Source organism: Ruegeria arenilitoris (genome assembly GCF_013030985.1).
Classification (GTDB): Bacteria; Pseudomonadota; Alphaproteobacteria; order Rhodobacterales; family Rhodobacteraceae; genus Ruegeria; species Ruegeria arenilitoris_B.
Map to the genome: position 1 here is coordinate 73766 of NZ_WPYP01000011.1, position 18821 is coordinate 92586.

The window sequence follows — 18821 nt, forward strand, 5'->3', positions numbered from 1 at the left end:
CCGGTTATCTCAGCTTGGCATAGAGAAATCTCAGGAAGCTCGACATGTTTGACGCCACTCGCCCATCCCACGCCCCCGCAGACCACCCCAAGGTCAAGATGGGCCGCGTCGGCATTCTGCTGGCCAATCTGGGCACGCCGGACGATTACAGCTATTGGCCGATGCGCCGATATCTGAACGAGTTCCTGTCGGATCAGCGCGTGATCGATTATCCCAAGTGGAAATGGCAACCGATCCTGCAGGGCATCATCCTGACCAAACGCCCCTTCAGCTCGGGCGAGGCCTACAAATCGATCTGGAACCACGACAAGGGCGAAAGCCCGCTGATGACGATCACCAAGGACCAGACCGCCAAGCTGCGCGACGTGATGCAAGCGCGCTATGGTGATCGTGTGCTGGTCGATTTCTGCATGCGCTACGGCAACCCCTCGACCAAGTCCAAAGTGCGCGAGATGGTCGCCGCAGGCTGCGACCGCATCCTGTTCTTTCCGCTTTATCCGCAATACGCCGGTGCCACGACCGCCACCGCCAACGACCAGTTCTTCCGCGCACTGATGGAGGAAGCCTGGCAACCGGCAACCCGCACCGTGCCCGCCTATTTTGATGAACCCGCTTATATCGACGCCTTGGCCGGATCGGTGGAACAGGCCTATGCGGCGATGGAAGCAAAGCCCGACATTCTGGTCGTCTCGTACCACGGAATGCCGGAACGCTATTTACAGCAGGGTGACCCCTATCACTGCCAATGCGCAAAAACCTCGCGGTTGCTGAAGGAACGGCTCGGCTGGTCGGATGACCAGCTTGTGTCAACCTTCCAGTCCCGATTCGGACCCGAGGAATGGCTGAAGCCCTATACGGTCGACCACGTGGCCGAGCTGGCCAAGCAGGGCAAAAAGAACATCGCCGTCATCGCTCCGGCGTTTTCTGCCGATTGCATCGAAACGCTGGAAGAGATCAACGAAGAAATCCGGGAAAGCTTTGAAGAGGCGGGCGGTGAGAGCTTTACCTATATCCCCTGCCTCAACGACGATGATTCGCATATCGCGGCGCTCGGCAAGGTGATCGAAGACAACCTGAAGGGCTGGCTGGACTGACCGGCCCTTCCATCAGGCCCACTCAACCAGACATGAAAAAAGGCGGTGGATTGCTCCACCGCCTTTTCTCTAGATGACGCCTGTCAAATTAGCTTGCTGCAACAGCTGCGGCAACTACGACCAGCAGGATCAGCGGCAGGATGATGCCCTGCGACGAACCTTGAGTTTCCTCAACAACAACCGGTGCTTCCACAACCGGCTCTTCCAGGTTACCGGCATAAGCGGTCGAAGCAGCAGCGGTCAGTGCAGCGGCGAGAACGAGTTTCTTCATATTAACCTCCAGAATTTGCACGGTTCCAAATAGCGAAACCGCACATCCAAGACTTACCTCGTAGGTTTTTTCTAATCAGCTATCCAACTGGAATGCAATTGCAACTTGCGCCGCAAGCGGGTTCGTGCGCGAAAATGTCGTCAAATAAGCAACACTTGCGTGCCGACCTTCGCCATAGAAAACAGTTCGGCAATGTCTTCGTTGAACAGGCCGATACAGCCATTTGACGATCTGCGGCCGATTTTGCGCGTATCGTGGGTGCCGTGGATACGGTAATATTTCCAGCCCAGGTACAAAGCATGTGTTCCCAATGGGTTATCCGGTCCCGGTGGGATATAGTCCGGCCATTCCGGATTGCGCTTTTTCATCGACGGCGTAGGCGACCAGCTGGGTCCTTCGACCTTGCGGACCACACTGGTGCGGCCGCGGCGGGTCAGCTCCTCGGTCAGAGGCACGGAAGAGGGATATAATTTGTACACCCGCTGATCCTCGGACCAGTAATGCAGTGCGCGCGAGACGGTATCGACCAGAATGGCCCCATTATTGGTGTTGGAAAAATAGGGCTGCCAGTCCAGCGCACGGAACCCCGAGATATTGCGACGCACATCTGGTTCCGGCTCGGGCGCGGGGCGCAACGGGTCGCCGGGAATGTATTGGGCGACCGCGGGCGTGGCCAGCAGGGCCGACGCTCCGGCCAGGAATCCCCGGCGGGAGGGCGCATGAATGTGTTTTTTGACCATGACGGGCGGTCCTTTTCTAAGGCCAGTCTGAAATTCACGCGTATTTTATGGCCAGAATGCGTCAGTCGCAAATCAAACCGGCAGAATCATGCGGAACCGGGCCAATGTGCGTTTGCCCAAGGCGGCCTGTCGCGCTATGCCCTAGGTTAAACCAAATATCAGGTCGATCATGACGCGTATCATTTCTTTGCTATTTGCCTGCTTTGTCGGGCTGGCCGCATGTACCCCCGGCAGCACTCCAACCTATGGATCGGACGGACGGCCACTGCCGACAGTCTATAAAATCCGGGGAAACCCCGAAAAACTGCAGTTCCGTATGCTTGATTCGGTCAACGCGCTGCGTCAGGCGCAGGGCCTGCAGGCGGTGCAGTTGAATTCGCAACTGAACGCCGCGGCGGCTACGCATGCCAAGGACATGGCACGCCAGAACCGCCCCTGGCACTTTGGGTCGGACGGTTCATCGCCGATCGATCGCGCTCAGAGGGTTGGCTATTACGGCACATTCCTGGGTGAAGCGATCTCGGAAACCTATGAGACCGAGACCGAAACTCTGGCCGCCTGGATGCAGGAACCCGGCCCGCGTTCGGTGATCATGGACCCCAATGCCACGCAGATGGGCTTTGCCTGGCACCAGGAAGGCGGCGGTAAAATCTGGTGGACGCTGGAAATGGGCGCGGGCGGATAACCGCAGCCCCAACCGAAAACAAAAAAGCCCCCGGCAAACCGGGGGCTTTTTTGTATCTACAGGGGCTTAGGCCGCTTGCATGGACTGCGCTTCGGTCAGAATGGCGTACAGCTTGACCGGATCGGGATTGGCCCGCAGTTTCGCACAAACCGAAGTGTCGCGCAGGGTTCGCGACACCAGAGCCAGCGCCTTCAGGTGATCCACCCCGGCCTCTTCCGGTGCGAACAGCGCAAAGGCGATATCCACCGGCTGACGGTCGACCGACCCGAAATCAATCGGCTTTTCCAGCATCACGAACACGCCCGACACGCTTTCCAGCTCTGCCATGCGTGCATGTGGCAGTGCCACGCCATGCCCGACACCGGTGGGGCCGAGGCTTTCCCGCTCCAGCAGCCCGTCCACAACGATCTGGGCCCCAAGGCCCAGAGTTGCGTCGGCCACGTCGGCGATTTCCTGAAACAGCCGCTTCTTGCTGGACGCGGCCGACAGTACACGCACTGCTTCGGGCTTCAGTATGCTCGAAAGCTCCATGATTACGCTCCATGGCGGAGCCCCCGCAGGATGCAGGGGCGAGCCTTTACTATTCTTGCCTGTTACGGATCGATCCAGCCGATGTTGCCATCATCCCGGCGGTACACGACGTTCAATCCGTCCTTGTTTTCATTCCGGAACACCAGCACCGGAGCGCCGGCCAGTTCCATCTGCATAACGGCTTCACCAACACTCAACGATGGGATCTTGGTTTCCATCTCAGCCACGATCATCGGCTGCAGGGATTCCGGCTCCGCTGCGGACTCAGACTCGTCAGAAGCGAGGATATATGAGGAAGCTCCGAAGAGTTCAACCGGCTCGGACCGATCCTTGTGGTGATCCTTGAGGCGGCGTTTGTAGCGGCGCAATTGGGTTTCCATCTTGTCGCAGCAGCCCTCGAACGCCGCGTAGATTTCGGTTGCGTGAGCCTTGGCCTGCGCCGTCAGACCGGTGGAAAGATGTACGGTGGTTTCGCATACATATTCATGCGCAGAACGGGAAAAGACGACATTGGCATCGGTCGGACGCTGGGCGTATTTGCCCACGACCTCGCCCAGTTCGGTCTGCACATGAGTCTGGAGTGCAACACCGATGTCGATCTGTTTTCCGCTGATTTGGTAACGCATGTGATCTCCTTCACAATTCACACCCATTCTGACGTCACGTAACGCGACGCACTTCTTTTTATCGGGTGGGGGGTAGAGACATTTCCAGCGGTAGCCGCACCGTTCCCCTTTCCATGAAGGGGCATCGTGATCCAGACGGGAACCGAAGAAATGCCATGACCCAATTGAGGCAAGAGACGGCCGAAGAGTCAATCAAAACAGACGTGTATATACGTGATTTCCGCCATGCACTCGGCGCATTTCTGCGCAAGCTTATGAAATCCGGAAATTTTCACCCAGATAGACGCGGCGGACGTTCTCATTTTCGACCACTTCGTCCGGGGTTCCGGACATCAAAACCTGCCCGTCATGCAGTATATAGGCGCGATCCACAATTTCCAGCGTTTCCCGCACGTTATGGTCGGTGATCAGAACGCCGATGCCGCGCTTTTTCAGATCCGCGACAAGGTGGCGGATATCGCCGACGCTGATCGGGTCAACACCCGCAAAGGGTTCATCCAAAAGCAAATATTTCGGATCAGCCGCCAGACAGCGGGCAATCTCAACGCGGCGGCGTTCACCGCCCGACAGTGCCAGGGCTGGTGCCCGGCGCAGGTGTTCGATCGAGAAATCCGACAGCAACTCTTCCAGTCGCTCCTTGCGGCGATGGGCGTGACGCACCGTAATGTCCAGAACAGCGGCGATATTGTCCTCGACGCTCATGCCGCGAAAGATCGACATTTCCTGCGGCAGATAGCCGATACCCAGTCGGGCGCGGCGATACATCGGCAGGGTCGTGACGTTCTGCCCGTCAATCGTGACCGTGCCCGCCTCGGGGAAAACCAGCCCGGCGACCGAGTAGAATGTGGTCGTCTTGCCCGACCCGTTCGGCCCCAACAGCGCCACAACTTCGGACCGGGCAAGCGTCATCGACACATCCCGGATCACGGTCTTCTTGCGGTAGGATTTCCGCAGCTTTTCGATACTGAGGCCGGAATTGCCCTCGGCCACGGTCAGTTCGGGGCGCGCCATCAGTTGTTGCCCTGCTGCAGGATGGTTTTGACATTGCCGGTCATCGTCGCGGTACCTGCGGTCAGGTCGGCATTCATCTGATCGCCGCTGATGGTGCTGGGCCCCTGGTTCAGCAGCACATTGCCCTTCATCACGATCACGCCGGAATCGATGGTATATTCGGCCCAGTCGCCCTCGGCCGCGTCGGGCGGGCTGACCAGAACCACATCCTCGGTCGCTTCCATCCTCTCAATGCCCGAGCGGTCCTCGTTGTAGATGACCAGCACACGTTCGGCAGTCAGGCGCATTTCGCCCTGAATGACGATCACATTGCCCAGAAACTCGGCCGATCCGTCCTCTTGATTGACGTTCAGCTTTTCCGAGGTCACTTCAACCGGCAGGCTGGGGTCGGCCTGGGTCGCGCCAAACGCAACCTGAGTCTCCTGCGCCGCCGCAGAAAAGGCACCAAGGATCATAAATAGGCAAAGTGGCACAAATCGGAAATCGAACACAGGTTATCTTTCTGCTCTTTGAGGCTCGTATATCAGCTTCACGCCATCTGTAAAAAGAATATGCACGGGGCCATCGGTTTTTTCCGTACCAAAGCTCATGCTGCCGGCGGTGAAATTGCCGATGATCCCGGTTCCGTTGACCTGACCGGGCGCGTCGCCCCGGATTTCGTCCAATGAGGTATTCAGCAGGTCGGTGGTGATTTCCGTGCCATCGGTCGAAGTGATAACGACGTCACCGACAAACGTGGCCGTGTTCTTGTCGGGCCGGATCATGCCCGAATTGGAATCCAGCGTGATGACCCCACCGTCCAACAGGTTCATACGGCCACGGAATTCGGCCGCAGTGGGAATTGAGCCTTCGCGTCCCTGCGTTGCCCGGATCGCCTCGATCTGAACCTCTTCGCCCTTGCGGGTGGTGCCACGGTAATTCGGTTGCGTCACCACCTGATCGGCCAGCCGTTCATCGATGTCCTGCTGGGTAAACGGAACGCTGACATTGGTCTCGATACTGCGCGACAGAAGGAAAACGGTGGACAGCATCAGGATGGCCACCAACGGCAGCACCACCTTGAAGAACTGAACCATGCGGGAATGTCCGTCCACCGTGCGACCCTCCACCTAGCCCAGACCGACGCGCAGGCAGTCGTGGATATGCAGCAACCCTTGTGCCGGGCCCTGCGTTTCGGGGTCGACCACGAACAGCGAGGTGATCTTGCGATCGTTCATGATCGCAACTGCCTCTTCTGCCATCGCATTGGGTGCGATGGTCAGCGGATTTTCGGTCATCACTTCTTCGGTGGTCTTGTTCAGAAGCCCGTCCATGTTTCGACGCAAGTCGCCATCGGTCACGATGCCCATCAGGCGGCCCGCTTCATCCGTCACGCCGACGACGCCGAAACTTTTCTGACTCATGACCAGCAGTGCCTCGGTCATGGGTGTGCCAACGGACACCAGAGGTAGGTCTTTATGCATCAGGTCACGTACGGTGGACAGCTGTGCGCCCAGCTTGCCGCCGGGATGGAAGGCGCGGAAATCTTCGGGTTTGAAGTCGCGGTATTTCATTAGCGCGATGGCCAGCGCGTCCCCCATCGCCAGCGTCAGCGTGGTGGAAATCGAGGGTACCATGCCGAAGCCACAGGCCTCACCCATCGACGGGATCAAAAGGTGCACGTCGGCCTGTTTCATCAGCGTGCTTTCCGGCTTGCTGGACAATCCGATCAGCGGAATGCCAAAGCGGCGGGTAAAGGCTAGCAGGTTCACCAGTTCCGGCGCCTCGCCCGAATTCGAAATGGCCAGAACCACGTCACCTTTCGACACCATGCCCAGATCACCATGGCTCGCCTCGGCCGGGTGCACGAAATAGGCGGGCGTGCCGGTGCTGGCCAGCGTCGCGGCAATCTTGTGGCCGATATGACCCGACTTGCCGATGCCGCTGATGATGATCCGGCCCGGCGCCTGCAGGATCAGTTGCACGGCCTCGGCAAAGTGTTCGTCCAGACTGTCGGCCAGAACGTCCAGCGCGCGGGCTTCGTCGGTGACGACCTGCCGGGCGGTTCTCAGGAATGCTTCGGTATCGGTCATGAGTGCGCAAAAATATCCGTTTCGGGCCAACCGGCGAGGTCGAGTTTCGCACGCATCGGCAGGAAGTCAAAACATGCCTGCGCCATTTCAGTGCGCCCTTCGCGGGCCAGACGCCCATCCAGCGCTTCGCGCAGGCGGTGCAGGTAAAGAACGTCCGATGCGGCATAGTCCAGCTGCGCATCGGTCAGGGTCTCGGCGCCCCAGTCGCTCATCTGCTGCTGCTTCGAGATATCGACGCCGATCAGCTCCTGACACAGGTTTTTGAGGCCGTGGCGGTCGGTGTAGGTACGCACCAGACGGCTGGCGATCTTGGTGCAATAGACCGGCGCGGCCAATGCCCCAAAGGTGTGGTACATCGCGGCAATGTCAAACCGACCGAAATGGAACAGCTTCAGCACATCTGGATTTTCCAGCATTGCGCACAGGTTCGGGGCCTCTGTCTGACCCATTTCGACCTGTACGATATGGCTGTTGCCATCACCACCAGACATCTGGATCACGCACAGGCGATCCCGATGCGGGTTCAGCCCCATGGTTTCGCAGTCAATGGCCACAACAGGGCCCAGGTCCAACCCGTCCGGCAGGTCGTTTTTATAGAGATGGTTCGCCACGCGGGTCTTCCTTTGTCCGGTATCGCCCCCGAGATAGGGGGTTTGATCCCCGAACTCAACGCTATCAATAGAATGCGGCCAAGTTGCGCGGATTTCTTGACCCTGAAGGTATTGACGGGAAAATGGATTCGGGCGCAACACTTCGGGTCACATGGGCTCCGGGGCGGGCTCGAATGGTCAAAAGGTCCAACCGGCTGATGCTGAGTGTTCTGCGAAATCAAACGTATCGCCACCTGCTGGCGGCCCAACTGGTTGCCCTCACGGGCACCGGGCTGGCGACGGTGGCGCTGGGCCTGCTGGCTTATGATCTGGCCGGAGACGCGGCGGGCATGGTTCTGGGCACGGCCCTGACGATCAAGATGGTCGCCTATGTGACCATCGCCCCCCTCGCTGCGGCCTTTGCCGAACGGCTGGATCGCCGCCGGATGCTGGTGGCACTGGATCTGGTGCGCGCGCTGGTTGCGATCTGCCTGCCCTTCGTGACCGAGATCTGGCAGATCTATGTGCTGATCTTCGTACTGCAATCGGCTTCGGCCGGGTTCACCCCTGCTTTTCAAGCCACCATTCCGGACGTTCTGACGGACGAGCAGGACTATACCAAGGCCTTGTCCCTGTCGCGGCTGGCCTATGATCTGGAAAGCCTGCTGAGCCCGATGCTGGCCGCCGCGCTGCTGTTGATCGTCAGCTTTGACAGCCTGTTCTGGGGCACCGGGCTGGGGTTCATCGCCTCGGCCCTGCTTGTGGTCTCGGTTGCCCTGCCTTCGCCCAAACCCACGCAACGCCGAGGCATCTATGACCGGACCACACGGGGCATCCGCCTGTATCTGAACACGCCGCGCCTGCGGGGCCTGCTGGCGCTCAACTGGACGGCGGCGGCGCTGAGTTCGATGGTCATCGTCAACACCGTGGTCATCGTCCGCGCCGATCTGGGTCTGTCCGAAAGCGCGGTTGCCATAGCTCTGGCCGGGTTTGGCGGCGGCTCGATGCTGGCCGCGTTCACCCTTCCCAAATTGCTGGATACCTACAAAGACCGCAGCGTCATGCTGACAGGGGCGGCGATCGGCACCCTGGCCATGGGGGTTACGACCGTTTCGTTTGCCGTCACACAAGTCTCTCTGATCGGGCTGGCAGTACTTTGGGCCTTCGTCGGGTTCGGCTATTCCGCAACCCTGACACCTTCGGGTCGCTTACTGACCCGCTCGGCCCGCCCCGAGGACCGACCTGCCGTTTTTGCGGCGCAGTTCACGTTGTCTCATGCGTGCTGGCTGGTGCTGTACCCGCTGGCAGGATGGATCATGACGACGACCAACACCGCAACGACGCTTGCGGTCATGTCTGTGGTCGCGTCGCCCGGCCTTGTGGCGGCGGCCCTGATCTGGCCGCGCCCGGGTCGGAAAGCCGTTTCAACAGAACGCTCTGACATGTCTTGAGCCTCCCGCCCCCTGTGCATTACACCTTGGGGATCATGGACCAACTAGACCGCCGCATTATCGCTGCCCTGCAGCACAACGCCCGCGAGACGACCTCAAAAATCGCCGCAAAACTAGGCGTGGCCCGAACCACCGTGCATGAACGCATTCGGCGGATGGAAGAAAACGGCGTGATCGCCGGATACTCGGTGGTTTTAAACAGCTCTGAAGACGCCCCGCGCGTGCAGGTCGTGGTGCTGCTGGAAGTGCAGCAAAAGGAAACCAGGCGCATCATCAAACGGCTCGAGGCCTATCCGGAAGTGAAACTCTGCCTGTCCATCAATGGCGAGTTTGACCTGCTGCTGTCGGCCGAGGCCCCAAGGATCGAGGATCTGGACATTCTGGTCGACGATCTGGCCAAGATCCCCGGCGTGCTGCGCACCAATACCAGCGTTGTCTTCGGCCGCCGGATCGACCGGAATTAGGTGGCTGATAACCCTCTGTAAACCCAAGCGGGACTAGCTTGGCCGGGACTGATCAGAATCCCGGACCGGCAGAATGCCCCATCGTTTGATCTTTGGCCTGACTTTCCTTGCGCTGTGTGCGGCGCAGCAGGGCTTTGCCATGCCTGATGCCCGTGTGGCCGGTGTCTGTGACTCAGCCGCGCAGCGGGCTGCGCGCTCCGAAGGCGTCCCGCTGGACGTTCTGCGCGCGATTGCAAGGGTGGAAACCGGACGCTTGCGGGACGGGCGCCTGGAACCCTGGCCCTGGACCATCAATGTCGAAGGGCAGGGGTTTTGGTTTACCTCTGAAATCGAGGCGAAATCCTACGTTTTCAACATCTTCAAGGCGGGCAAGCGCAGCTTTGACATCGGCTGCTTCCAGATCAACTACCGCTGGCATGGTAAAGCGTTCCGGTCGATCGACGCCATGTTCGACCCGGATGAAAACGCCACTTACGCGGCCCGTTTCCTGAAAGACCTTTATGCCGAGCTTGGCTCATGGCCCGCCGCTGTCGGGGCTTATCATTCACGCACACCGTCGCTGGCCAACGCCTATTCCGGCCGGTTCCAGACCGTTCTGGCGCAGCTGGGCCAAACCGTACCCGAAGCGCCCCTGCAGGTAGCGCGCGACCCGTTCACCACCGCCGCAAGCCCTCTGATCCCGGTCAACCTGCCCCAATCCGGCAGCGTTTTGGGGTCACTGGTTCCGCCCTCGGGCACCGCCACCGCCTTTATCTCGTTCAACTAGGAGGCCTGCGTGCCCAAGATCGACGCCCGTTCCCTGTTCTCTCCGACCGTGCTTCTGGCGCTGGCACTGATGACAGTCATCGTGATGATGATCCTGCCGATGCCCGCCTGGGTGCTGGACGTGGGGCTGGCGGCGTCCTTCGCGCTGGCGATCCTGATCTTCACGCTGACACTTTTTATCGAGCGGCCGCTGGATTTTTCCTCTTTCCCGACGATCCTGCTGGCCTCGCTGATGTTGCGGCTGTCGCTGAACGTCTCCTCGACCAAACTGATCATCGGAGACGGGCACACCGGCCCCAACGCCGCCGGAGACGTGATCGAGGGCTTTGCCGATTTCGTCATGGGCGGCAGCATCTTCCTTGGGCTGGTGGTGTTCGGCGTGCTGCTGATCGTGAATTTCATGGTCATCACCAAGGGCGCCGCGCGCATGGCCGAGGTTGGCGCGCGGTTCGCACTGGACGGGATGCCCGGCAAACAACTGGCCATCGACAGCGATATGTCCGCGGGCGCCATCGACCACCAACAGGCCAAAGAACGGCGCGAGCGTGAGCAGCAGGAGACGACCTTCTTCGGCTCACTCGACGGGGCGTCGAAATTCGTCAAGGGCGACGCGGTTGCCGGGTTGCTGATCACACTGCTGAACCTTGTGATGGGTCTGATCATGGGCGTGATCGTTCACGGGATGCCGATCTCAGCAGCGTTCGAAACCTATGCGATCCTGACTGTGGGGGATGGCCTGGTCTCGCAAATCCCCGCAGTGATCATTTCCATCGCCTCGGCCCTGCTGCTGGCACGCGGCGGCACGCAAGGGGCCACCGACAACGCCATTTTCTCGCAGCTGGGCAAGCATCCGGCGGCGCTGGGCACGGTTGCAATTCTGATGGTGCTGTTCGCGCTGGTTCCCGGCCTGCCCTTCCTGCCCTTCATTCTGGGCGCGGGCGTATTGGGCTATGCCGCCTTCAACGTGCACCGCAAACAAAAGGCCGAAGAAGAGGCGGCGCTGGAGCCCACGCCACAGGATGAAACGCCGGTCTCGCAGGCCATTGGCGACATCCTGGATCTGGACGACGTGCATCTGGAGTTCGCCCCCGATCTGGTCAGCATGGTTTTGAACCCCGGCACCGGCCTGGACGCGCGGATCGCCAATATGCGGACCTATGTCGCCTCAAGCTTTGGCCTGATCCTGCCTGATATCCGACTGACCGACCGCGCCGATCTGCCCATGGGCACCTATGTGGTCAAGGTGCAGGGGGTCGAACAGGCCCGCGGCGTTCTGAACCCCGATCTGGTACTGGCGCTGGTGCAGGATGACCGCGACATGCTGCCCGACGGCAATGATGTGACCGAGCCGGTCTATGGCGCCCCCGCCCGTTGGATTCTACCCAAGGACCGGGAGGCCGCCGCGATGAGCGGGGCCACCATTGTCTCTCCGCCCGAGATTCTGGCGACCCATCTGCTTGAGATCATCAAACAGAACTTCTCGCGCCTGCTGACCCTGAAATCCCTGCGCCGCCTGCTGTCCGAGATGACGCGGCTCAGCGATCCGGTTCGGGCCGAGGCCAACCGCAAGCTGCTGGACGAATTGATCCCCGACAAGGTGCCGATCGACACGTTGCACGCGGTGTTGCGGCTGCTGCTGGACGAACGCGTCTCGATCCGCAACATGGCCCTGATCCTGGAAAGCGTGGCCGAGGCGCGTCTGACCACGACCCAACCCGAAGGTATCTGTGAGCTGGTCCGGCAACGGCTGGGCTTCCAATTGGTGGCCGAGATGAAACGCGAGGATGGCTCGATCCCGCTGATCCAGCTGGCCCCGGAATGGGAGGACACCTTCGCCACCTACCAGATCGACGCGCCGAATGCCGGGCTGGACGTGGCGCTGCCACCGAACCTGTTCAACAAGCTGGCCGACGGTGTGGTCGACAGTGTGGCGCAGTCCACCGATCACGGGGTGTTTCCGGCGGTGGTGACCTCGACCCGGCGGCGCAGGCTGCTGCGAACCATCATGCACGCGCGCGGCATCGCCAACCCGGTTCTGTCCTTCGAGGAAATCGGACTCGAGGCACGCCCCGCGCTGGTCGGAACGGTGCCCGCGTGATCGTGCTGCCGCCAGAGCTTCTGCCCCAGCTGGGCGAGGGTCTGTGGCACATGTTTGCCGTCTTTCTACGAATCTCTGCCATGGTCTCCTTACTGCCGGCTTTCGGAGAACGCAGCATCCCGGCCCGCGTCAAACTCGGGATCGCGGTGGCGTTCACACTGATTGTAGCGCCAGCAGTTCAGGCTGCGGGTACCGCATCCGACCTGTTTCCGTTGGCGCGGATGATTGTGGTTGAGACGCTTATCGGCGTGGTTCTGGGCATGGGCCTGCGCTTGTTCGTGCTGGCCTTGCAAACGGCCGGGTCGATTGCGGCGCAGGCGACCTCATTATCTCAGATTCTGGGCGGAGCCGCGGCAGACCCGGTCCCTGCGATGGGATATCTGCTGACCTTGGCGGGATTGGCCTTGGCGGTACTGCTGGGCCTGCACATCCGCGTCGCGCAGTTCCTGATCTACAGCTATACCCTGTTTCCGATGGGTATGGCTCCGATGGCGCCCGACCTGTCGCAATGGGGCGTGCAGCAGATCGCGCGCAGCTTTGGCATGGCTTTTGCGCTGGCCATGCCATTTGTCATAGCTTCGCTGATCTACAATCTCGCGCTAGGGGTCATCAATCGCGCGATGCCGCAGCTGATGGTGGCCTTTGTCGGTGCCCCGGCCATCACCTTTGCTGGCCTGTTTCTGTTATTCGCCGGAACCCCGCTGATTCTGTCCGTCTGGTCCGACGCCCTGTTCGCCTTCATGCTGAACCCGCTTGAGGGTGTACGATGAGCGCAGCGGATGACGACAGTGACAAATCCTATGAGCCGACGCCGCAGAAACTGCAGAAAGCGCGGGAAAAGGGTGAAGTTGCCAAATCCAACGACCTGTCCGTTGTGGCTGCCTATACCGGGTTTCTCATCGCGTTGTTTGCAGCCGGCCAGTTTGGCGTCCAGCACTTGGGGACGCTGTTTGTCGTGTTGATCGACCAAGCGGAAACCTTTGCCCCTTTATTGACTGACGGTCCGGCGGCCAGCCCGGTTGGTGGGATGTTGAAAGCCGCCTTGCTGTCGGTCTCGATCCTGTTCGCCCTGCCCGCCACTGCCGTATTGCTCAGCCTGATCTCCCAGCGCGCACTGATCTTTGCGCCCAGCAAGCTGAAACCAAAGCTGTCCCGCGTCTCAATCCTGTCAAACGCCAAAAACAAGTTCGGGCGAGGGGGCCTCTTCGAATTTGCCAAGAGCTTTGTGAAACTTGCGATCTACGGCACCTGCCTGGCGCTTTTCCTGCGCGCGAACCTAAGCGAAATTCTATCGGCCAGCGCAGCCCCGGCGCGATCTTCGGTGATGCTGATGATGAACCTGCTGTTTCGCTTCCTGTTCATCGTCATCGCCGTGGCCCTGGCAATCGGGGTGGTGGATTATCTGTGGCAATACGCCGAGCACATGCGCAAGAACCGGATGTCGCGCAAGGAAATCCAGGACGAAACCAAGGATGCCGAGGGCGATCCGCATGTGAAACAGCAACGCCGTCAGCGGGCGCAGGATATCGCGACAAACCAGATGATGTCGGATGTGCCCTCAGCAGATGTGGTGATCGTCAACCCGACCCACTTTGCGGTGGCGCTGAAATGGGCCCGCACGGCGGGCTCGGCGCCGGTCTGCGTGGCCAAGGGCGTGGATGAGGTCGCCGCGGCAATCCGTGCACGCGCCGCCGAGTCTGGAGTTCCCATTCACTCCGATCCACCCACCGCGCGTGCGCTTCATGCCGCCGTCGAGATCGGACAGGAAATCGCCGAAGAGCACTATCGCCCCGTGGCCGCCGCGATCCGGTTTGCCGAGGCGATGCGCAAACGGGTGAAGGGACAGATCAGATGAGACAGGGTGGATTTTCAGACCTCGAAAAAGTCACCGAAGCTGCGTTCCAGAAGGAATACAACACCCTTCGCCCACTGATCGAAGCCGAGGCCCGGGTGCAGCAACAACTGGCGCGGCTGGATGCTCAGGTGCTGCAATCCCGACAGGACAGCGCCTCAGCCGAAGGATACCGCGTCACCGGCACGGACGTTCTGTGGAATGGGTGGGAATCAGCGACGCGCCGCCAACTGAACATGGAACTCGCCCGGCTGCGGGCGCAAAAGCTGACGGCGATGGGGGCGTTGCGCACGGCCTTTGGCCGCAAACAGGCTGTTTTAAACCTGTCAACGGCCCAGAAAGACGCGCGCAAACGTGCGCTAAACAAGAAACTTTCCGTTTAACCGGCTACGACTGCGCCGCCCGGATCAAACATCCTGGCGGCTGACACTCATGATCAAGACCTGCGAGACATCATCCCCGAGATCTCTGCGCGCCGTCTCCAGCAGTGCTTTTCGCAGCACTTTCAGGTTATCGGACTCGGTGAAGGCACCGTCGAAACCGCCCGTGTTGGCGTGATCGAACATGACCTGCAGGAACCCGTCGCGCAGCTTTGGCTCGACCGCGTAGAAAGCCTCGGTCATGCCGGGGGTGATCTCAAGGCTCAGCGACATGGTGACCAGCGCCTCGATACGCTCGGAATCTACGACCGGCACCACAAACTGTTTGGTCAGCTTGAGATACTCATAGTCGCTTGGCTTGTCCTTTTTCGCCGCCCTGCCATCCTTGGCTTTGACAGATTTCTCCATTGGTTTTTCTGTCTTGGCGTCCGGCCTTTCCTGCTTTGCAGTCTCTTTCGATTCCGAGGGTGACAGCATGACGCCGGCACCGATACCGGCCCCCAGGCCGAGCAGCAGAAAGATGACGGGCAACAGTTTCTTCATCATTTCTGCTCCTTAATACGGCAGCACGGCGTCAAGGATTTGCTGGCCATATCGCGGCTGCTGCACATCGGTGATCTGCCCGCGCCCACCATAAGACACACGAGCCGAGGCGATCTTGTCATAGGTGATCTCATTCTGCCGCGAGATATCTTGCGGCCGCACATAGCCTGCCACCAACAGCTCGCGCAGTTCGAAGTTCACACGCAGTTCCTGCGAGCCCGAGATCGACAAAACGCCGTTCGGCAGCACATCGACGACGGTGGCGGCCACGCGCAGGGTCAGCTTCTCCTTGCGTTTCACCGATCCTTCGCCCGTGCTTTCCGAGGACGAGTCGATCTCGACCGCGTCAGCAAGCGACGCACCCTCCGGCAGATGCTTGGCCGCGCGCTGCGGCAGGCCGAACAGGCCGACGATCCCCAGACTTTCCGAGGCCGAGCGCGAACGTTCCGTGTCATTCGAGAATTCGGCTTTCTCGTCCAGCTCGATCACAACCGTCAGGATATCACCCTTTTTGATCGCCCGCTGATCGCCCAGCAGCGATTGCTGGCCACCGCTCCACAACGAGGACCGGTCGACATTGCGCTGCGGTTGTGTGTGCAGCGGCAGGCCCGGCCACAACATGGCGACATGTTCGGGCGAGTCCTCATTCGGGGTGAAACTGGGTGGCTTTCCCAGATGATCCACCCGACCACAGGCCGAAACGGCAAGAACCGCAAGCAACAGAGATTTCGAAAGAGCTGACATCATTTCACCTCGATTTGGCCGTCGGGCCGGATAAGACCAGTCACGGTTGTACGGGAGGACAAGTTCATGACCCGGATGCGCTCCCCGGCGGCCCCGCGCCCCAGCGCGCGGCCTTCGGCGGTGATCGACAGCGGTTTGCGGTCAAAGATCAGCACAACCAGATCGTTGCGATCCACCAGCGCCGGCGCGCCAACATCCCCGGCGTGGATCGGGCGCCCGGGGTAGAGCGCGACGCGGGCCTCTTGCCCGATCAGAATTTCGGGATCGGTCACCGCTCCGGGCACTTGCTGCGCCTTGATTTCGAGATCGGTGGCCGAGATGATTTCCTTTGCGCGAATGGTGCGTGTCGGCACAACGATGTCAGCTTGCGCCAACACCGGTATCAGCAACCCTAGTACCAGGATCAGGACCCGCATCACCGCACCTGCGTCGTTGCGCCCATCATCTGATCGACGGCGGAAATGACCTTGGCGTTCATCTCATATCCGCGCTGCGCCTCGATCAGTTCGGTCACCTCGCGGATCGCATCGACCGAGCTGTCCTCCAGGTAGCCCTGCCGCAAGGTGCCCAGCCCGTCTTCGCCCGGGGTTCCGACCACCGGCGCGCCGGACGCTTCGGTTTCTTTGAACAAGTTGCTGCCGATCGCCTCGAGCCCCTTGGCGTTCGAGAAACTGGCCAGCGTAATTTCCCCTAACAGCTGCCCCTCGGGCGCATCGTCGAAATAGGCATAAACTTCGCCGGAGGCGTTGATCGAGATTGAATGCGCATCGTCGGGAATGGTGATCTCGGGCGCCACCGCGTACCCGTCGGACGTCACGATCAGCCCCTCGGCCGAGCGTTTCAGACTGCCATCGCGGGTAAAGCCGGACTGGCCGTTGGTCAGCGTCACCTCAAGATAACCGCGGCCTTCGATGGCGACGTCCAGATCATTGCCAGTGGCCGACAACCCGCCCTGCGCCAGTTGCACCGTGACAGCCGCCGGGCGCACGCCCAGGCCCAGCTGAATGCCGGTGGGCAGGACCGTGCCGTCATTGGCGTTCACTGTCCCGGCCCGTGCCATCTGCTGATAGTGCAGATCCGCGAACTCGGCCCGGCGGGCGTTGTAGCCGGTGGTGTTCGTGTTCGCCAGATTGTTCGAGATCGTCTCGACCCGCATCTGCTGCGCAGCCATGCCCGTCGCTGCGATTTTCAATGCCCGCATGTTGAACTCTCCTTTTCACAAATCAACGCATCAGCGCCTTGAGCGCGCCGCGCACTCGTTCGTCTTCGGTTTCCAGAAAGCTCTGCCCCAGCTCATAGGCGCGCTGGATTTCGACCAGCCGGGTCACCTGATGAACGGCGTTGACGTTGGACCCTTCGAGGAAACGATGCACAACCACCGGGCTTTCCACCGGTTCAATCTCATCCTCGGCGCGGAAATGCGTGCTGCCTTCGCGCACCAGCGTGCTGGGGTCGGCCACGCGGTAGACACCGATCTGCCCCAGCGGCTGCCCTTCGATACTGAGCGTGCCGTCACTGCCCACATCGATCGAGGCCGCATCCGGCGGGATGAAAACAGGCGCGCCGTTCACATCCAGCACCCGGTGCCCATCCATCGTGACCAGATCACCCTCGGCGCTTGGGGAAAAGGCACCCGCCCGCGTCAGACGGTTGCCCGACTCGGTTTCGACCATGAAAAACCCGTCCCCTTCGATGGCGAAATCGAACTGGCCTCCTGTTTCGGTCAGCAACCCCTGCTGCTGCGAGGTATTGCGCGCCTCGGCCCGGCTCATCGACAGGGACGGGTTGCCCGGTATGTCCTGGACGAATTCGGAAAACACCAGACCCTGCGCGCGGTATCCGGTTGTGTTGGCATTGGCGATGTTATTCGCCACCAGCCGCATTTCATTCATCAGTCCGGACTGGCGGGACAGGGTGACATAGGCGGTATCCATCAGCGGCCTCCTGCGATCAGTGGGATGAGGGTTGTGGTGAAAAACGTCACCAGCGTCTGGGTCATGAAACCCATCGAAATCCAGAACACGACGACAATGGCGATCAGCTTGGGCACGAAGGTCAGCGTCATCTCCTGCACCGAGGTCAGCGCCTGGAACAGGCCGACGATCAGGCCCGACACCAGCGCCACCGCCAGGATCGGGACCGAGGTGATCACCGCGACCCACAGCGCCTGACGCACGATGTCATAGAAGAGACCTTCGCTCAGCATCTCGTCAGACCGGCATCCGCAGGATTTCCTGATAGGCCTCGACCACCTTGTCGCGCACGACCACGGCCGTTTCGACGGCCAGCTCGGTCTGCGCCAGCGCCTGCACCAGCGCGTGCGGATCGGCCTGCCCGGTCATGGCGGCCTGCGAGACCTGCTCGCTTTGTTTCAACGTTGCCGCAAAATCCTGAAACGTGTTGCGCAGCCCCTGTGCCAGTCCGGCGTGGTTGGGATCGGCCTGCGTGGCCGGGCGCGCAACGGCATAATTCTGAGCTGCGGTCAGGGATCGGATATCCATTCTGGTGTCCTTTTATCTTCTGAGAAGTTCCATCAGGCTCGACGACATCTGGCGTGTCTGGTCGAACATCTTGAGATTGGCTTCGTAGCTGCGCTGCGCCTCGCGGGCGTCGGCGATCTCGATCATCAGATCGACATTCGAGCCGCGATAATGACCGGTTTCATCGGCCATCGGGTGCCCGGGATCATAGATGCGTGTCCCGTCGCGGCGGTCCAGCTTGACGCGCCCGGCCTGCACCACTTCGCGCCCGTCCTTCTGCACCGTCTCAAACGGCACTGTCTTGCGGCGATAGCCCGGTGTGTCGGCGTTCGAGATGTTTTCGGATACATGCCGCAGCCGTGCTGATTGCGCGCGCAAGGCGCTGGTCGAGGCCGCAAGGGAATGGGAAAAATCACTCATGTTC

Annotated in this window: 26 protein-coding genes; 9 read left to right on the forward strand and 17 right to left on the reverse strand. The window is 60.6% G+C overall.

Annotation, left to right across the window (positions count from 1 at the left end):
• The first annotated feature begins 44 nt into the window (after window positions 1–44).
• On the forward strand, window positions 45–1094 hold the full coding sequence (hemH, locus tag GOX88_RS19465) for a ferrochelatase (RefSeq protein ID WP_170405784.1): 1050 nt from the start codon (window positions 45–47) through the stop codon (window positions 1092–1094).
• A gap of 88 nt (window positions 1095–1182) precedes the next feature.
• Here hemH and GOX88_RS19470 read toward each other — a convergent pair whose 3' ends face one another.
• Window positions 1183–1365, reverse strand: coding sequence for a hypothetical protein (locus tag GOX88_RS19470; RefSeq protein WP_010442520.1), 183 nt, complete (start codon window positions 1363–1365; stop codon window positions 1183–1185).
• A 140-nt stretch (window positions 1366–1505) separates the two neighbouring features.
• A complete protein-coding gene (locus tag GOX88_RS19475; protein ID WP_170405787.1) occupies window positions 1506–2105 on the reverse strand; it encodes a L,D-transpeptidase in 600 nt (199 codons plus the stop codon).
• A gap of 169 nt (window positions 2106–2274) precedes the next feature.
• On the opposite strand from GOX88_RS19475, the gene GOX88_RS19480 reads away from it, so the two are divergent.
• Window positions 2275–2790 carry a CAP domain-containing protein gene (locus GOX88_RS19480; protein WP_170405790.1) on the forward strand — a complete coding sequence of 172 codons (516 nt, stop codon included), beginning with the start codon at window positions 2275–2277 and terminating at the stop codon, window positions 2788–2790.
• A gap of 66 nt (window positions 2791–2856) precedes the next feature.
• On the opposite strand, the gene GOX88_RS19485 is transcribed toward GOX88_RS19480, so the two are convergent.
• From GOX88_RS19485 to GOX88_RS19515, 7 genes are all read right to left on the reverse strand, one after another.
• A complete protein-coding gene (locus tag GOX88_RS19485; protein WP_170405793.1) occupies window positions 2857–3321 on the reverse strand; it encodes a PTS sugar transporter subunit IIA in 465 nt (154 codons plus the stop codon).
• A gap of 62 nt (window positions 3322–3383) precedes the next feature.
• Window positions 3384–3947, reverse strand: coding sequence for a ribosome hibernation-promoting factor, HPF/YfiA family (gene hpf / locus GOX88_RS19490; protein WP_170405795.1), 564 nt, complete (start codon window positions 3945–3947; stop codon window positions 3384–3386).
• A gap of 252 nt (window positions 3948–4199) precedes the next feature.
• Window positions 4200–4958, reverse strand: coding sequence for an LPS export ABC transporter ATP-binding protein (gene lptB, locus GOX88_RS19495; protein WP_170327805.1), 759 nt, complete (start codon window positions 4956–4958; stop codon window positions 4200–4202).
• The gene (locus GOX88_RS19500) at window positions 4958–5413 is read right to left on the reverse strand and encodes an LptA/OstA family protein (protein WP_170405798.1); all 456 of its coding nucleotides are present in this window, start codon (window positions 5411–5413) and stop codon (window positions 4958–4960) included. Before GOX88_RS19500 ends, lptB begins: the two co-directional genes overlap by 1 nt.
• Before the next feature lie 39 nt (window positions 5414–5452).
• A complete protein-coding gene (gene lptC / locus GOX88_RS19505) occupies window positions 5453–6052 on the reverse strand; it encodes an LPS export ABC transporter periplasmic protein LptC (protein ID WP_170405800.1) in 600 nt (199 codons plus the stop codon).
• Window positions 6053–6067: 15 nt separating this feature from the next.
• On the reverse strand, window positions 6068–7030 hold the full coding sequence (locus GOX88_RS19510) for a KpsF/GutQ family sugar-phosphate isomerase (protein WP_170405802.1): 963 nt from the start codon (window positions 7028–7030) through the stop codon (window positions 6068–6070).
• On the reverse strand, window positions 7027–7641 hold the full coding sequence (locus GOX88_RS19515; protein WP_170405805.1) for a ribonuclease D: 615 nt from the start codon (window positions 7639–7641) through the stop codon (window positions 7027–7029). Before GOX88_RS19515 ends, GOX88_RS19510 begins: the two co-directional genes overlap by 4 nt.
• 197 nt (window positions 7642–7838) lie before the next feature.
• Between GOX88_RS19515 and GOX88_RS19520 the strand changes: the two genes are divergently transcribed.
• The 7 genes from GOX88_RS19520 (at window position 7839) to GOX88_RS19550 (ending at window position 14633) form a co-directional block, all read left to right on the forward strand.
• A complete protein-coding gene (locus tag GOX88_RS19520) occupies window positions 7839–9071 on the forward strand; it encodes an MFS transporter (RefSeq protein ID WP_170406018.1) in 1233 nt (410 codons plus the stop codon).
• Between the two features lie 35 nt (window positions 9072–9106).
• Window positions 9107–9535 (forward strand): Lrp/AsnC family transcriptional regulator, encoded by a 429-nt coding sequence (locus GOX88_RS19525; RefSeq protein ID WP_170405808.1) that lies wholly within the window; start codon window positions 9107–9109, stop codon window positions 9533–9535.
• 73 nt (window positions 9536–9608) lie between these two features.
• Complete coding sequence (locus tag GOX88_RS19530; RefSeq protein WP_254436261.1) at window positions 9609–10301, forward strand: lytic transglycosylase domain-containing protein; 693 nt, start codon at window positions 9609–9611, stop codon at window positions 10299–10301.
• 69 nt (window positions 10302–10370) lie between these two features.
• Window positions 10371–12398, forward strand: coding sequence for a flagellar biosynthesis protein FlhA (gene flhA, locus GOX88_RS19535; protein ID WP_174826191.1), 2028 nt, complete (start codon window positions 10371–10373; stop codon window positions 12396–12398).
• A 50-nt stretch (window positions 12399–12448) separates the two neighbouring features.
• Window positions 12449–13168 carry a flagellar biosynthetic protein FliR gene (locus GOX88_RS19540; protein ID WP_170406024.1) on the forward strand — a complete coding sequence of 240 codons (720 nt, stop codon included), beginning with the start codon at window positions 12449–12451 and terminating at the stop codon, window positions 13166–13168.
• Window positions 13165–14253, forward strand: coding sequence for a flagellar type III secretion system protein FlhB (gene flhB / locus GOX88_RS19545; protein ID WP_170405814.1), 1089 nt, complete (start codon window positions 13165–13167; stop codon window positions 14251–14253). Before GOX88_RS19540 ends, flhB begins: the two co-directional genes overlap by 4 nt.
• On the forward strand, window positions 14250–14633 hold the full coding sequence (locus tag GOX88_RS19550; RefSeq protein ID WP_170405817.1) for a hypothetical protein: 384 nt from the start codon (window positions 14250–14252) through the stop codon (window positions 14631–14633). Before flhB ends, GOX88_RS19550 begins: the two co-directional genes overlap by 4 nt.
• A 24-nt stretch (window positions 14634–14657) precedes the next feature.
• On the opposite strand, the gene GOX88_RS19555 is transcribed toward GOX88_RS19550, so the two are convergent.
• Genes GOX88_RS19555 through flgC form a run of 8 tightly spaced genes read right to left on the reverse strand, consistent with a single transcriptional unit; the run spans window position 14658 to window position 18817 of the window.
• Window positions 14658–15176, reverse strand: a complete 519-nt coding sequence (locus GOX88_RS19555; protein ID WP_170405819.1) for a flagellar basal body-associated protein FliL — start codon at window positions 15174–15176, stop codon at window positions 14658–14660.
• A gap of 9 nt (window positions 15177–15185) precedes the next feature.
• Complete coding sequence (gene flgH, locus GOX88_RS19560) at window positions 15186–15917, reverse strand: flagellar basal body L-ring protein FlgH (RefSeq protein WP_170405822.1); 732 nt, start codon at window positions 15915–15917, stop codon at window positions 15186–15188.
• Window positions 15917–16333, reverse strand: coding sequence for a flagellar basal body P-ring formation chaperone FlgA (flgA, locus tag GOX88_RS19565; RefSeq protein ID WP_170405825.1), 417 nt, complete (start codon window positions 16331–16333; stop codon window positions 15917–15919). The genes flgH and flgA overlap by 1 nt, the downstream gene beginning before the upstream one ends.
• Window positions 16333–17118 (reverse strand): flagellar basal-body rod protein FlgG, encoded by a 786-nt coding sequence (flgG, locus tag GOX88_RS19570; RefSeq protein ID WP_170405828.1) that lies wholly within the window; start codon window positions 17116–17118, stop codon window positions 16333–16335. Before flgG ends, flgA begins: the two co-directional genes overlap by 1 nt.
• A gap of 22 nt (window positions 17119–17140) precedes the next feature.
• The gene (locus tag GOX88_RS19575) at window positions 17141–17851 is read right to left on the reverse strand and encodes a flagellar hook-basal body complex protein (protein WP_170405830.1); all 711 of its coding nucleotides are present in this window, start codon (window positions 17849–17851) and stop codon (window positions 17141–17143) included.
• A complete protein-coding gene (locus GOX88_RS19580) occupies window positions 17851–18123 on the reverse strand; it encodes a flagellar biosynthetic protein FliQ (protein WP_170405833.1) in 273 nt (90 codons plus the stop codon). The genes GOX88_RS19575 and GOX88_RS19580 overlap by 1 nt, the downstream gene beginning before the upstream one ends.
• Window positions 18124–18127: 4 nt before the next feature.
• The gene (gene fliE, locus GOX88_RS19585; RefSeq protein ID WP_170405836.1) at window positions 18128–18418 is read right to left on the reverse strand and encodes a flagellar hook-basal body complex protein FliE; all 291 of its coding nucleotides are present in this window, start codon (window positions 18416–18418) and stop codon (window positions 18128–18130) included.
• A 12-nt stretch (window positions 18419–18430) separates the two neighbouring features.
• On the reverse strand, window positions 18431–18817 hold the full coding sequence (gene flgC, locus GOX88_RS19590; RefSeq protein ID WP_170405843.1) for a flagellar basal body rod protein FlgC: 387 nt from the start codon (window positions 18815–18817) through the stop codon (window positions 18431–18433).
• Window positions 18818–18821 lie beyond the last annotated feature (4 nt).